The 12,793-nt window shown below is 48.1% G+C and carries 15 protein-coding genes; 9 read left to right on the top strand and 6 right to left on the bottom strand.

Going from position 1 to position 12,793, the window contains the following annotated elements; all coding sequences use genetic code 11:
- Positions 1 to 2,004, bottom strand: a complete 2,004-nt coding sequence (gene ispG / locus AC2YIT_RS27325; protein ID WP_487281304.1) for a (E)-4-hydroxy-3-methylbut-2-enyl-diphosphate synthase — start codon at positions 2,002 to 2,004, stop codon at positions 1 to 3.
- 318 nt (positions 2,005 to 2,322) lie between these two features.
- On the opposite strand from ispG, the gene AC2YIT_RS27320 reads away from it, so the two are divergent.
- From AC2YIT_RS27320 to AC2YIT_RS27295, 6 genes are read left to right on the top strand one after another with little or no spacing between them, the layout of a single operon-like run.
- A complete protein-coding gene (locus tag AC2YIT_RS27320; protein WP_487281303.1) occupies positions 2,323 to 2,625 on the top strand; it encodes a hypothetical protein in 303 nt (100 codons plus the stop codon).
- A complete protein-coding gene (locus AC2YIT_RS27315; protein ID WP_487281302.1) occupies positions 2,622 to 3,050 on the top strand; it encodes a hypothetical protein in 429 nt (142 codons plus the stop codon). Before AC2YIT_RS27320 ends, AC2YIT_RS27315 begins: the two co-directional genes overlap by 4 nt.
- A gap of 22 nt (positions 3,051 to 3,072) precedes the next feature.
- Complete coding sequence (locus tag AC2YIT_RS27310; protein WP_430846159.1) at positions 3,073 to 3,477, top strand: hypothetical protein; 405 nt, start codon at positions 3,073 to 3,075, stop codon at positions 3,475 to 3,477.
- Between the two features lie 4 nt (positions 3,478 to 3,481).
- Positions 3,482 to 4,138: a hypothetical protein gene (locus AC2YIT_RS27305; protein ID WP_487281301.1), complete on the top strand. Its 657-nt coding sequence runs from the start codon at positions 3,482 to 3,484 to the stop codon at positions 4,136 to 4,138.
- Between the two features lie 42 nt (positions 4,139 to 4,180).
- Positions 4,181 to 4,567 carry a T9SS type A sorting domain-containing protein gene (locus AC2YIT_RS27300; protein ID WP_487281300.1) on the top strand — a complete coding sequence of 129 codons (387 nt, stop codon included), beginning with the start codon at positions 4,181 to 4,183 and terminating at the stop codon, positions 4,565 to 4,567.
- A gap of 55 nt (positions 4,568 to 4,622) precedes the next feature.
- Positions 4,623 to 4,994: a hypothetical protein gene (locus AC2YIT_RS27295; RefSeq protein WP_487281299.1), complete on the top strand. Its 372-nt coding sequence runs from the start codon at positions 4,623 to 4,625 to the stop codon at positions 4,992 to 4,994.
- Positions 4,995 to 5,030: 36 nt separating this feature from the next.
- On the opposite strand, the gene AC2YIT_RS27290 is transcribed toward AC2YIT_RS27295, so the two are convergent.
- The 3 genes from AC2YIT_RS27290 to AC2YIT_RS27280 are packed head-to-tail and all read right to left on the bottom strand — an operon-like array spanning position 5,031 to position 8,698.
- Positions 5,031 to 6,113: a GHMP family kinase ATP-binding protein gene (locus tag AC2YIT_RS27290; RefSeq protein ID WP_487281298.1), complete on the bottom strand. Its 1,083-nt coding sequence runs from the start codon at positions 6,111 to 6,113 to the stop codon at positions 5,031 to 5,033.
- Between the two features lie 7 nt (positions 6,114 to 6,120).
- Positions 6,121 to 7,344 (bottom strand): sugar MFS transporter, encoded by a 1,224-nt coding sequence (locus AC2YIT_RS27285; protein ID WP_430846165.1) that lies wholly within the window; start codon positions 7,342 to 7,344, stop codon positions 6,121 to 6,123.
- A gap of 58 nt (positions 7,345 to 7,402) precedes the next feature.
- Entirely contained in the window at positions 7,403 to 8,698 is a 1,296-nt protein-coding gene (locus AC2YIT_RS27280; protein ID WP_487281363.1) for a Gfo/Idh/MocA family protein, read from the bottom strand.
- 362 nt (positions 8,699 to 9,060) lie between these two features.
- Between AC2YIT_RS27280 and AC2YIT_RS27275 the strand changes: the two genes are divergently transcribed.
- The gene (locus AC2YIT_RS27275; protein ID WP_430846167.1) at positions 9,061 to 9,477 is read left to right on the top strand and encodes a 6-pyruvoyl trahydropterin synthase family protein; all 417 of its coding nucleotides are present in this window, start codon (positions 9,061 to 9,063) and stop codon (positions 9,475 to 9,477) included.
- Complete coding sequence (gene folE / locus AC2YIT_RS27270) at positions 9,437 to 10,126, top strand: GTP cyclohydrolase I FolE (protein ID WP_430846169.1); 690 nt, start codon at positions 9,437 to 9,439, stop codon at positions 10,124 to 10,126. The genes AC2YIT_RS27275 and folE overlap by 41 nt, the downstream gene beginning before the upstream one ends.
- Before the next feature lie 109 nt (positions 10,127 to 10,235).
- Here folE and AC2YIT_RS27265 read toward each other — a convergent pair whose 3' ends face one another.
- Positions 10,236 to 11,159 carry a sugar phosphate isomerase/epimerase family protein gene (locus AC2YIT_RS27265; RefSeq protein ID WP_487281297.1) on the bottom strand — a complete coding sequence of 308 codons (924 nt, stop codon included), beginning with the start codon at positions 11,157 to 11,159 and terminating at the stop codon, positions 10,236 to 10,238.
- Positions 11,160 to 11,185: 26 nt separating this feature from the next.
- Complete coding sequence (locus AC2YIT_RS27260) at positions 11,186 to 12,199, bottom strand: cation diffusion facilitator family transporter (RefSeq protein WP_487281296.1); 1,014 nt, start codon at positions 12,197 to 12,199, stop codon at positions 11,186 to 11,188.
- A gap of 38 nt (positions 12,200 to 12,237) precedes the next feature.
- On the opposite strand from AC2YIT_RS27260, the gene AC2YIT_RS27255 reads away from it, so the two are divergent.
- Positions 12,238 to 12,792, top strand: coding sequence for an NUDIX domain-containing protein (locus tag AC2YIT_RS27255; protein ID WP_430846175.1), 555 nt, complete (start codon positions 12,238 to 12,240; stop codon positions 12,790 to 12,792).
- Position 12,793: the final 1 nt, after the last annotated feature.

Genomic DNA, 12,793 nt, shown 5'->3' with positions numbered 1-12,793 from the left:
TTAAACCAAAATTTCACGTTCCTCCGGCTCAATCCACCGGCCATCTTCCCGGATCAGCTCGATCAGCTCTTCCACCGCTTTGGATGAATGCACCGACCGCTTGATCACTTCCTGCCCGCGGTACAACGCAATTTTGTCCTTGCCCATACCTACGTAACCGTAGTCTGCATCGGCCATTTCGCCCGGGCCGTTTACAATACAGCCCATTATACCGATTTTCACACCTTTCAAATGCTCCGTATGCTTGCGGATCATCGCCGTAGTCTCCTGCAAATCGAACAAGGTACGTCCGCAGGAAGGGCAGGAAATGTATTCCGTTTTTGACATCCGCGTGCGCGCCGCCTGCAAAATACCGAATGCAATGCTGTTATAGGAAGCGGCGGCTTTCAGTTTATCGGCGTGCTCCGTGCCTTCCGCAAACTCAGGCGAAAGTAACGTTCCATCACCGAAACCGTCCACGAGCAAACCACCGATGTCTGTTGCGGAATATAATGTCAGTTTGTCGCCAAGGTCTGTTTCATAGCTCCGGTTAATGATTACCGGCGTTTTAATGCGAAGCTCTGTCAGTTTATAGAAGAACCTCCGCATTTCCGGCATCGCATGCGCATTATGCGTGTGAAGCACGAGTACAATGTTGTTTTTGTCTGAAATAGCATTTAGAAATGCTTCGTCGAATGCGTGGATATCTCCTTTAATAAAATTGAGTTCGGAAGAAACTTCCGTTGCCGAATTCCATTCCGCTGCATCGAATAGTGGGAATTTAATGTGCTTTTCAACGTGTACCTGCCACTGGGGATAGTCAAGAATTTCGCGCAGGCCATTGGGTAGCATGAAAGGCACCGGTTTTCGGCCTGTGTAAATGAAGTCGGCCCCCTGGTCGTTCATGGCCCATTTATCAGGGACCGGAAGGAAGAAGTGGCCAATGCTTTTGAGGTCATCCAATTGCTGGACCTCGATATTGGAATAGTCGGCAATCACACGTGGCACATTCAAATGACCGATATTGTAAACTTCCCCGGTATCACGGCGCGTATACTGGAATGGGTTGATCGGGCAATGGTCGATCGGCTCTATGGGCGCGTGCGTCGCACGCGTTGTATACCGTTCGATTAACGCACGGGCCACGGGAGCCTCTTTTTCCGGTGCTTCGGTCAGTGAAACGCGTACCGTATCGCCCAGGCCATCTTCCAGCAAAGTCCCGATCCCGACCGCCGACTTAATGCGGCCATCTTCCGCCTCGCCAGCCTCGGTAACGCCCAAATGCAGCGGGTAAGGCTTCAAACCCTCCTCGTCGAGCCTTTGTACCAGCAAGCGGTAGGCTTCCACCATTACCTGCGTGTTGCTCGACTTCATCGACAACGCGATATTGTAATAATGGAATTCTTCACAAATCCGCAAAAATTCCAGCGCCGATTCCACCATGCCCAGCGGCGTATCGCCGTAACGGCTCAAAATACGGTCCGAAAGCGATCCATGGTTTGTTCCAATGCGCATGGCAGTGCCATATTCCTTGCAGATTTTGACCAGGGGTATAAACTTCTCCCGGATTCTTTCCAGCTCGGCGGCATAGGAAGCATCGGTATAATCGATCACCTCGAAACGCTTGCGGTCGGCATAGTTACCCGGATTAATGCGCACCTTTTCGACAATGCGGGCGGCCAGTTCGGCGGCATTGGGCGTGAAATGTATATCGGCGATGAGCGGCACCTGAATGCCCAGCTTACGCAGTCCGTTGCGGATATTTTCCAGATTCTGGGCCTCTTTCACGCTCGGCGCCGTGATGCGTACATACTCGCAACCCGATTCCACCATCCGGATCACCTCGTCGATGGAGCCTTGCGTGTCCATCGTATCCACTGTCGTCATCGACTGCACGCGGATCGGGTAATCGGAGCCCATCGGGATATCGCCGATATGAATGGAGATCGTCTTGCGCCGTTCATAGGCGGTCAGCGATGGGCAGTAAATATTGGTTTTTTGTTCAGAAGCTGTGATCACGGTCATTGAATGGTCATATCGACAAAGGTCTTAAAACTAAAACACAATTGGAATGCCAATGGTGCATTTTTCAATTTTCACTGTCGGCTTTGTAACCGTTGCTGATAAGCGTAGTAGGTATTCGATCTTATTACCGTTCCCATATTAATTCGAGCCGGTTATTCATTGGTGATAAGAATGGTTATGTTTTGTATTTGAAAAGTTAAATATTTGTCACGCCAGGCACCGCCAGTCTACGGCAAATCAATAGCTCAACTTTCCGGTTTTCCCGCCCCAATGAGGGCGACACTCGCATGTATTATTCCTCATGTAAACCAGAGCTATATGGAAAAAATCAGTTTATGCCTGATCATTATTTTGATTTCATTCAGCCTCGCCGCGCAAACACCTTTGCAATGGAATTATCCCTGCAAGCCGGGAACCGAATGCTGGAATGCGCTTACGTCTGTCGCCGAACGGCAGAATGCCTGCCAGATCACGGGAATTGATCTGAAAACGCTGAGTACGGAGGAATTGCTGCTGATTACGATGGAGCATCCGTTTTTTCGGAGCTATGTAGCACATGACAGTCCGTTGGAAGGGTCAGCATTTGCATTGGAGGGTTCAATGGGTTCGAAGAATTCATGAAGCGGCCTGACGCAATGAAGGCCGCTTGCGAAATCTATTTCAGGGAAGATTTTAGCAAGATGGAGGCCTTTGCGGATAGCGCGGAAATGGGTGCGTATTCCCTGAAATGGATTGGTTTAGAGATTATGATAAGCGATAATGCGCTTTTGAATCAACTGTCTACACAAGAGAGGATTGACTTTTTGAAGCGACTGTATGCTCAGTTGACCATTAAGCAACGGTATCGGGATGTATTTGGCGGCATTTCGGATGCGGTTAGTGCTTACATCTTTGATAAGGTGATGCTTTCATTAGGTGTTGACATATTGGAAAGCAGTTATGATGCGGACCGTATTAATGCGTTTCGGGAAAGACTGATTACGCGGGAACCGCATCTCATCGAACTGTTGCTGAGTAAGTTAACGGAGTATCTTAAAAACCATTAAGCTACACTAAAAATCAAAAGTTATGAAAGCATTAGGACTATTTGAAATATGGCGGAATGCGTTAATAATTAGGCCGGTGGCCTTCATAAAGATTGCACTTCTGTTGATCGGCGCGTCTTGTACAGAAACTGAAATTAAGGAATTCGAGACGGGTGAATCGTGCTTCACAAAGGAGTCGCTTGAAACAGAGCCTTGGATAAAAGATCAACTGGCCTTTTTCCAGGTTCCCAAGCAGGGGCCGTTACGGGTCGCGGTATATCAGTATCGAGATAAGTATTACCTCGCTTTTGAAAATCCGTCGCTTTCATCGCCCATGTCTTACATATTTAATTGTGATGGGAAAACGATTGGTGAAGTGAGCATTCACTATAACGAGTTCTATGGGCAGAATAAATTGATGACAGTGTTATTGGAAGCTAAATATTGATCAAATGAAATACTTTACAGCCTATGTTTTACTTCTCGGGATCATCTCAGCAGAAACCCGGGGACAAGTCAATACTCCCAACGGCGTACAAGTGCCACCCAGCGCATTATTCGCATACCTCGACGCCTGGCCAAACACCAATGCTCAGCTACAATCGTTTCAAAATGATATTAAAAACGGATTTTATGGGCCGAGTTGTGTGGTGTTGAATGACTATACCCGGCAGTACAACTGCCATGGTTACGCATGGCACGTTTCAACAGGTGGAAACAAAATTGGTATCGATCAGGTGACACATGGAGGAGTTACTCCCTATATATCTGGTGTAAATCCGAGCTATACTCAGACCATTTATAGTGGAACTCAGGGTAAACTGCGAGTTCGATATTCTGGAGACCACTCCGCCGTAACTACTTATGATTTAGGTAAATATATTTCGAAATGGGGGGCGGGACCGCTCGTCAAGCATAATGCAAACGATGTAATGCCCGGTTATGGCGTCCCATCCAGTTACTGGACCTGCAAATACGCTCCGCCATTAACAAGCGTCTACCTCGACGGAAACCTAATTTCCGGAAGTTTCCAAAATACCACCTGGGGCGCACATAATATGCAGATATTCTGGGGGCTTGACCCTGATACCGGGCCAACATTTACTTGAACGGCCGCGAGTACAATCATCAACAATCAAAATTCAGGTACAGTGAATTTTACATTCAATGGCCCTTCCAACAATGGCGGTCTTTCAATTGCATTTTGCGGAGCACCGCGGCATTCGTTTACATTCTTCAAACCAAGCAGTGCTAAAATGCAGGTTTATCCCAACCCGGCTGAGGTCGAAGAAGTCATCACAATTTCATCGGAAGCTCCGGAGGATATTCAAGCCGTGAATCTGGATAATCAGGTCAACCGGATAACGAAAATTAGCCTTCTGGATAATCAGCAGCGGGTTTTACACGACTATTTACCAAATGGGGAAGGAAACCTGACAACCGTCAAATTGAATGCGGGGTTGAAAGGAACATACTTTTTGAAGGCAACTTTCGAGGATGGAACTGTACAAACGAAACGGGTTTTGATCGGAAAATAAGATAGTTGGCAGTGAAAACAGCCAACGAATGTTCTACTTAAAAAACTAACCAGCCATGAAGAAAACGAAAACCCGGATGAGGATTGCCTTCGTACTAATATGTACTCTGTTGGCAGCATTTGCCTGCGTAGAAAGCGATGGTTTTGAAAATATCGATCAACCCTGTTTTACCAAAGAATCATTGGAAACAGTCCCATGGATTGTCGACCACTTGAAGAAATATACTTTGCCAAATGGAGGAGGATACCATGCCGCAGTATACATTTATCACGGCCAACAGTTTTTAGCAATAACGACGCCATTTGGTTGTACGCCGCTTGGGCACGTTTTCAACTGTGGGGGAGTATCGCTGGATTCACTGGGAATCGATTATATTGATTTTCAGGGTAATATGAAGCTCGCCGCGGTTCTAACCGGGCCGAAATGATTAAAGGATGAATAGCGACAAGGCGCCCCGAGTCGATTATCCTTCAATCCGGGTGCCTTCGTCAACAGTAATAATATAACTCTTCCCGCCTTCGCGTTCGATAGCTTCTGCCACTTCCTCCGCGTGGGTAGGCGCGTAGGCGAAGATGCAGCCGCCTCCGCCCGAGCCGTTGATCTTGCCGCCCAATGCGCCGGCACCGAGTGCGGCGTTCATCATGCGTTCGATTTTCGGGGTGGAGGTGCGTTTGTGGTCGCGGAGATTTTGGTAGTGCTTGTAGAGCAGGCTGCCGAAATGCTTATCGAAATTCTGGCTTGCGTGGTCTTCTGCGCTGTCGATCAGCAGGGCTTTACCTTCAACCAGGATGTCCCGGTCTTCGATGTTGGCTTTCAACAGGCCGAGCTGGTCGTTAGAAAGCAGCGATTTGTAGTCGCCTAACTTTTCAATGGGTGTTGTAAAAATAGAAAACGATGGGTCGTAATCGGTGACGATTTTGATCACATCTTCCATTCCGTAACGGCAGCGGGCGATAATGCCTAGAGTGTCCTTCGGTTCCAAAGAATCGCCGAGGACGAAGGTGCCGAGCTTGGGTGTCAGAGCTTCTACCTTGATGACCGGCGTCGATTCGAGGTAAATGACATTACCGATGGCGGTTGAATAGTTATCCATCATGCCACCGGGCTCGCCGAATTCCAATACTTCGGCCGCGTTGGCAATTTCTCCGAGTTCTTTTTTTGAAAAATTGAGCGGATTATCGCTCAACTGATCCAAAAACTTCGCCCACGAAACAATCAGCGCTGAGGAGCTGGATGTGCCCGAATTGATGGGAATATTGCCGTGAATAGTCGCTTCAAAGCCTTTCGAGAATGTTAATCCCCGTCTTTTGACCACATTGATCGTACTGCGGAAATAGTCGCGCGGCTTGACGTAAGGAAAAGTTGTGTCGAGAGAAAACGCTTCTTGAGTGCCCAGATCGGGCAAATGCAATACTATTTTTTGATCATCGCGATAACCGCCGTCAACGCTAATCCTACACGATATGGCCGCTGCAATTACGGGGAGCCCCAGATAATCCTGGTGTTCCCCGAAAAAGCAAATGCGGCCGGGAGTTGAAATCCTCATTGTTAAACTACCAGCTTTTCTTTTTGTGGCCTATGTAGCCGAAATACAGCATATAAATGTAAAGTGGAACCAAAATCCAGTAAGCTTTCTGCGTACTGCCGATCGAGTCGGCGATGCTTCCGTACACCAAAGGTAATACCGCGCCGCCGGAAATACCCATTACCAGCAATGCAGAAGCGATTTTTGTGAATTTACCCAGCCCGCTCAACGCCAATGGCCATAATGCGGGCCAGATTACCGCGTTGGCAAAACCAAGGATCGCGATGCAAAGCACGGAAGTGAAGCCGGTAGAGTTGACCGCGATTACAGTAACTACCAAACCAAGAATAGCCGAGAATTTCAAATAAGCTTGTTGCGATACATACTTAGGTATCAACACGATACCGAGCAAATAGCCTGCCATCATACCATACAATGTAAAAGTCCCGAACAAACGGGCCTCTTCCTCAGGAAAGCCGAGCGAAACACCATAGCTGATGATCGTGTCACCCGCGATCACCTCTGCACCTACATAGCAGAACAATGCGAGTACGCCCAACACAAGGTTAGGAAATTGCAAAACGCTGGTTTTCTGGGCTGTCGCCTGCTGAGCCGCGACTGGCGCATCGTCCTCTTCTTCACTTACTTCCACAAGCCCTTTCGACATTCTGATAATGAGTGCCAATGCAATAAGTACTGCTGTCAATACCAGATACGGCATCGCAACTTTGTCAAGCTCCGATTTGGGATCGCCCGTAGACGCGCCTGCGAGGAGCAGTTTACCAAAAATAATCTGGCTGAAAATACCGGCCGATTTATTGGCAATACCCATTATGCTGATCCGCTGTGCGGCGCTTTCGCGCGGGCCGAGGATCGTTGCGTAAGGGTTAGAGGCGGTTTGCAGCACGGTAAGACCGATCCCGATCGTGAAAAGCCCCACCAGGAACAATGGATAAGAAGCCATTTCCGCAGCCGGAATGAATATCAGCGTACCTACTGCCATCACGCCGAGCGCCAGCGACATACCGTTTTTGAAACCGGTTTTTTTCAAAACCATCGAACACGGGATCGCCATGACGGTGTAGGAAATGAAAAACGCGAACGTTACCAGATAGGAACTGGTGTTGTCGAGGGAGAATGCTTTTTTGAAGAAGGTGATCAGTGTTCCGTTAACCCATGTGACGAAACCCATCACAAAGAATAGAATGCCGATAATGAAGAGGGGACCCAGGTAACTGTTCTTTTTGCTCATTTAAGTCGTATTTGAAAAAGGTTGTTCAGGTTATTCTGTATTTGGTTTGTTATAATACTCAATATTCATCATTCAGGCCAAATATCCGCTTGTTTGTTCGCCATTTTCCCCGCGTAAAGTCCGGGATCTCAACGGGCGAGCTTCCGCGGGCGATGGAGAGTTCGGAAAGCGGACTAATGGCGCTCCATACGGCTGCATCATAAACGTCGATCGGCGGGGCGGTTTTGCGCTTGATGGCCTCTACAAATCCGCGTAGTACGAAGTAATCGATTCCTCCGTGGCCGGCATTCTCCGCTTCTTTGGCATATTTTGCCCAAAGCGGGTGGTCGTTTTTGTCCAGATATGGCTTATCGGGTTCGCCGATATGCTCTTTGGGCGATATGCCTTCGAGGTAAATCGTGTGGCCGTCGTTCATCCAGATCCCCTCGGTACCCTGTGCGCGGAATGCGAGGGAGTAGGGACGAGGCGAATTGGTATCGTGAATGAGCACGATGTTTTCGCCGTTGTAGCATTGGATCATCGTGGTTACAATGTCGCCCAGTTTGAAATTTACTTTCGCATTGGGATGATCCTTCCCGCCGTGATCTACGATATATTTATGCAAACCTCGCGATTTGGTGGCCATGGATGTCAGGTATGTAAAACAGTTACCCCGGTTGATATCTAGCCAATGCGCTACCGGGCCGAGGCCGTGGGTAGGGTAGAGGTCGCCGTTTCGGTCGACCGAGTGCTGGGTACGCCATTTAGCTTCCGAAAACCCTTTTGTACCGAATTCGACACCGTGGCCTTCATTGCTTTTACCCGTGTTGAACTTGATGCCCCGCAAATCGTGCTGGTACCCGCAATGCGCGTAGGTCATTTCGCCGAAGATACCTGCCCGGATCATTTTCAGGATGGCCATTACATCACGGCGGTAGCAGACGTTTTCGAGGATCATGCAATGCGAGCCGGTCTTTTCGAAAGTATTGACCAAATCCCACGATTCCTGCAATGTTACGGTCGCAGAAACCTCCACAGCGGTATATTTTCCTGCATTCATCGAAGCCAGTGCCATTGGTACGTGCCATTGCCACGGCGTAGCGATGAGTACACCGTCGAGATCGTCGCGCTTGACAAGGTTCATAAAATCCTCCTCACCTTTGGAGTATACCACCGGTGCTTTACGACCGGCCTTTTTGATTTTATCGAGGGTGATATTGACGGCCTCAGGATCGATGTCACAAATCGCGTTGATCTCTACATCCGGGCGGAAGAGGGCCTGCTCCACATGGTTGCGGCCCCGCAGCCCGACGCCGATAAATCCTAAACGTACATTTCCTGCCGGTTTTTCCTTTTTCAGATGAAGCGATGGCATCATCCCCGCGACGGGCGCGGCCAGTGCTGTTTTTTGCAGAAAATCACGTCTATCCATATCAAAATCCGTTGAATGTTACCGACACAGTTGGTAAAAGATTATTTGGTCTTACTTAATCCCGGGCTGCAATTTACATGCAAATGCCAGATTTTTAAATTTTTTTATTAATTAAAAATTGACAATGCGGACGCATCCAGGTAACACTAAATAGGATTGCCGTGAACAATTTGTTAGCTTACAGCGTTTACCCAAAGCAAGAGACTTCTGAGAGCGACTCACAGCATGCTCGAACCCTTAAATGTGTTGGACACAAACTTTGTAACGACATTTAAGGCAAACGAAAATTTTAAGTGGTTTAAAATATGGTGCAAAAGGTGGCGGTGTTCCGGAAGGAGCACTTCAATGCAGCTCATCGTCTTCATAATCCGGAATGGCCGGAGGAAAAGAACAGGGAAGTTTTTGGAAAATGCAATAATCCCAACTTTCACGGACATAATTATGAGCTGATCGTGCAGGTGACGGGCCCTGTTGATCCCGAAACCGGCTATGTGATCGACATGAAAGTGTTGAGCGCCATATTGAAGGAATCTGTTATCGACCGGTTCGATCACCGGAACCTTAATCTCGACGTTGAAGAATTCAAAACCCTCAATCCGACCGCAGAGAATATTGCGATCGTTATTTATTCAATTATAAGACCCAAAATTGAAGCAGGTCTCGACCTGAAAATCAGATTATATGAAACAGAACGGAATTTTGTCGAGTATCCAGTCCAGTGAAGCTTTGGACATCGAAGAGGTTGGTGACGATCATTTGTTTTCAGGAATAGAGACTCCCCTCCGCAAGGACGCGTTCGCGATGGAGGACGAGCTTAAAATGGAGTTGATCGAGAAGCATTTCCGCCACATTATGGAGATCATGGGCCTCGATCTTACGGACGATAGCCTGAAAGGCACGCCGAAAAGGGTTGCGAAAATGTACATCAAGGAGGTTTTCAGCGGCCTCGACCCCAAAAACAAGCCTTCTATCGCCCTTTTTGACAATAAATATAAATATAACCAAATGCTCGTCGAGAAGGATATTTCGGTATTCTCGAACTGCGAGCATCATTTCGTACCGATTTACGGCAAGGCGCACGTTGCCTACATTTCAAGCGGGAAGGTAATCGGCTTGTCGAAATTGAACCGCATTGTAGAATACTATTCGAAACGTCCGCAGGTACAGGAGCGGCTTACAGTGCAGATCGCCAATGAACTGAAAGAGGCGTTACAAACCGAGGACGTAGCCGTGGTAATCGACGCACAGCACATGTGTGTACAGTCGCGCGGGATCCGCGACTCGGGTAGCTCGACGGTTACTGCCTATTATGGCGGTAAGTTCGAGGAGGAAACGACTAAGAAGGAGTTTCTCGCCTATCTCGGGATGTAATTCGAACAGCATCTGACTATATCTGACCATAAATGACAACACCTGACAAGCTATTTGTCAGGTGTTGTCATTTATGGTCAAGTGTTGTCACTTGTTGTTGCGGATGCGATTACACGGTTGGTCCTACACGTTCCAACAGCGCCTTGGTAGCCTTGATACCGTCATATTCCGAAAGCTTGCTTCCTTCATATTCGATCCCTGCAATGCCTTTGAAACCGCTTGCTTTTACTACTTTCAAAATTTTCGCGTAGTCTGTCTCAATACAGTTTCCTTTTTCGTCGAAATCGTACGTTTTGGCGCTCACACCTTTTGCGAATGGCATTAGCTCCTGCGTGCCCTGATAGCGGTCGTAGGATTCTTCGCAACCGTTCGCTGAACGTTTGATACAGAAATTGCCGAAATCAGGCAGGGTACCTACGTTCTTCATATTCACCTGCTTCATCACGCCCGACAACCATTTGCCGTTTGAAGAAGAACCGCCGTGATTTTCAACGATCACGTTAATGCCGGTCTTTGCCGCGAATTCACCGAGTTTACCCAGACCGTCTACTGCCGCTTTCGCGATTTCTTCGTCCGAGCCCTTTCCGTGTGCATTCACGCGGATGGTTTTGCAGCCAAGGTATTTCGCGGCTTCAACCCATTTGTAGTGGTTTTCAACCGCTTTGTTACGTACCGCCGCGTCAAGTTCGCCCAGGCCGCCTTCCCCGTCGATCATGATCAGGTGGTTGCTCACGCCATTATCTTTCGCTCTTTTCAGCAATTCGGCGAGGTAAGTTTTGTCTTCTGCTTTGTCTTTGAAGAACTGGTTTACGTATTCTACGATCGAGATACCGAACTCTTTTTTAGCGAGTTCAGGGAAATCGAGGTTGGTGAGTTTTTTCGCGAAAAGAGCCTTGTGCAACGACCATTCGGCCAGTGAAATGTCAAACCAAAGCTTTTTGACAGCCGGTTCGGCGAACAAATCGGTGAATGCAGAGGCTGCAAGCGCAGTGGCTCCGGCCTTTTTAAGGAAATCGCGACGAGAAAAGTCCATGATTGGTTAGAATTTAGATTTGATTATTATTCCTGAATATTGATTCTGGCTTCGCGGTACAGCTTCTCGTTTTTGGTGAGTTTAGCTGCGTCCCATTCGATGTCCTGCACGAACGCATGCTGGCGGACGGGACAATTGTCGATCCTGCAAAAGTAGCAACATTGGTATACGCACGGATCGGCGTGGACGAAAATTTCCGTTTCGCCCGGCTGCTGCGCTTTCAGAATGTTCTCGAAATCGTGGATCGTTTCGTGTACTTTTTGCAATTCCCAATAATAGGGTAAAGTCAAATGGCAGTCGATATGCAAATCGGAGCCGTATTGCTGAGCACGCAGGTTGTGGACGTCGATCCACTCGTCCTTTTTGTTTTCATTTAAGGTATGGATCACTTTATCGAGCAGCAGTTCGTCGCTGGCGTCCATTAAGCCAGCCACGGATTTACTGACCAATTGTGAGCCGCTGTAAGCCAGAAATAGCCCGAAAAAGAGCGAGGCTACACTGTCGATCCACACATAACCCGTCAGCATAATCAATCCAACACTGAAAATAAGCACTACGCTGCTGATGCTGTCGGACATTAAGTGCTTGCCGTCGGCGACCAACGCGAGGGAATTCGCGCGGCGGCCTTCCGTGAGCAGCTTATAACCGATAGCCGTGTTTACAAAAATGGTAAAAACAATAAAGAGCGAACCTTGCGCCAGGTTCTCGATCGGCGCCGGATTTATCAGCCTTTTTACCGCTTCTACGACGATGAATATCGAGGCGATGATGATCAATGCGCCTTCAAAACCAGCCGAGAAAAACTCGACTTTGCCATGTCCGTAAGGGTGGTTCCGGTCTTTGGGCTGGGAGGAAAGATAAACGCTGTAAAATGCAAAACCGCTGGCGATTACGTTGATAATCGATTCCAGGGCGTCGCTCAGAATGGCGTTGGAAGAGGTAAGATAGAATGCAAAAAACTTCAATGCTGTCAGCAAAATGCTGGCTACAAAAGACAGCATGATGAGACGTTGTTTAAGCTTATTTTGGTTTATTTGCATTTGAGATTTGTCAATGAAAGGCCAAAAATACTAAGAAAATGCGGGTTATATCCACTGAAAATAACTGGAAAACACTATCGTCTGAAACCGTTTATGAGAATGCCTGGCTGGAACTCAGTCACCGTGACGTGATTAACCCCTCAGGCAACAAAGGCATTTATGGGTTGGTAAAATTCAAAAATCAGGCGATAGGCGTAATCCCGGTGGACAGCGACAACAATGTTTACCTCGTGGGCCAGTACCGCTACGCGATCGACGAATATTCCTGGGAAATTCCGGAAGGCGGCGGCGCACTCGGTGCCGATCCGCTCGACGCCGCTAAGCGCGAACTGAAAGAGGAAACCGGTCTTCTGGCGGGGAAATGGACGAAACTCTCCCGTATTCACACCTCCAACTCGGCAACTAACGAAGAAGGATTCCTCTTCATTGCCGAAGAACTCACGCAAGATGAAGCCGAGCCGGAGGATACCGAAGATTTGCAGGTGTGGAAATTGCCTTTGAAAGAAGCAGTAGAAATGGTTATGCGCTCCGAAATCACCGATTCACTTTCGGTTGCTGCCATATTAATGACTGCCAGATTGAAAGGTATTTAAT

Source organism: Dyadobacter sp. SRI_021, assembly GCF_057586235.1.
The sequence above is the reverse complement of the archived record's forward strand: the minus strand, read 5'-3'. Positions and strand labels throughout refer to the sequence as shown.

What these genes read in the sequence shown, in the direction of transcription:
- ispG (WP_487281304.1), bottom strand. Translation starts at nt 2,004, where the DNA reads ATGACCGTGATCACAGCTTCTGAACAAAAAACCAATATTTACTGCCCA.
- AC2YIT_RS27320 (WP_487281303.1), top strand. Translation starts at nt 2,323, where the DNA reads ATGGAAAAAATCAGTTTATGCCTGATCATTATTTTGATTTCATTCAGC.
- AC2YIT_RS27315 (WP_487281302.1), top strand. Translation starts at nt 2,622, where the DNA reads ATGAAGCGGCCTGACGCAATGAAGGCCGCTTGCGAAATCTATTTCAGG.
- AC2YIT_RS27310 (WP_430846159.1), top strand. Translation starts at nt 3,073, where the DNA reads ATGAAAGCATTAGGACTATTTGAAATATGGCGGAATGCGTTAATAATT.
- AC2YIT_RS27305 (WP_487281301.1), top strand. Translation starts at nt 3,482, where the DNA reads ATGAAATACTTTACAGCCTATGTTTTACTTCTCGGGATCATCTCAGCA.
- AC2YIT_RS27295 (WP_487281299.1), top strand. Translation starts at nt 4,623, where the DNA reads ATGAAGAAAACGAAAACCCGGATGAGGATTGCCTTCGTACTAATATGT.
- AC2YIT_RS27290 (WP_487281298.1), bottom strand. Translation starts at nt 6,113, where the DNA reads ATGAGGATTTCAACTCCCGGCCGCATTTGCTTTTTCGGGGAACACCAG.
- AC2YIT_RS27285 (WP_430846165.1), bottom strand. Translation starts at nt 7,344, where the DNA reads ATGAGCAAAAAGAACAGTTACCTGGGTCCCCTCTTCATTATCGGCATT.
- AC2YIT_RS27280 (WP_487281363.1), bottom strand. Translation starts at nt 8,698, where the DNA reads ATGCCATCGCTTCATCTGAAAAAGGAAAAACCGGCAGGAAATGTACGT.
- AC2YIT_RS27275 (WP_430846167.1), top strand. Translation starts at nt 9,061, where the DNA reads ATGGTGCAAAAGGTGGCGGTGTTCCGGAAGGAGCACTTCAATGCAGCT.
- folE (WP_430846169.1), top strand. Translation starts at nt 9,437, where the DNA reads ATGAAACAGAACGGAATTTTGTCGAGTATCCAGTCCAGTGAAGCTTTG.
- AC2YIT_RS27265 (WP_487281297.1), bottom strand. Translation starts at nt 11,159, where the DNA reads ATGGACTTTTCTCGTCGCGATTTCCTTAAAAAGGCCGGAGCCACTGCG.
- AC2YIT_RS27260 (WP_487281296.1), bottom strand. Translation starts at nt 12,199, where the DNA reads ATGCAAATAAACCAAAATAAGCTTAAACAACGTCTCATCATGCTGTCT.
- AC2YIT_RS27255 (WP_430846175.1), top strand. Translation starts at nt 12,238, where the DNA reads ATGCGGGTTATATCCACTGAAAATAACTGGAAAACACTATCGTCTGAA.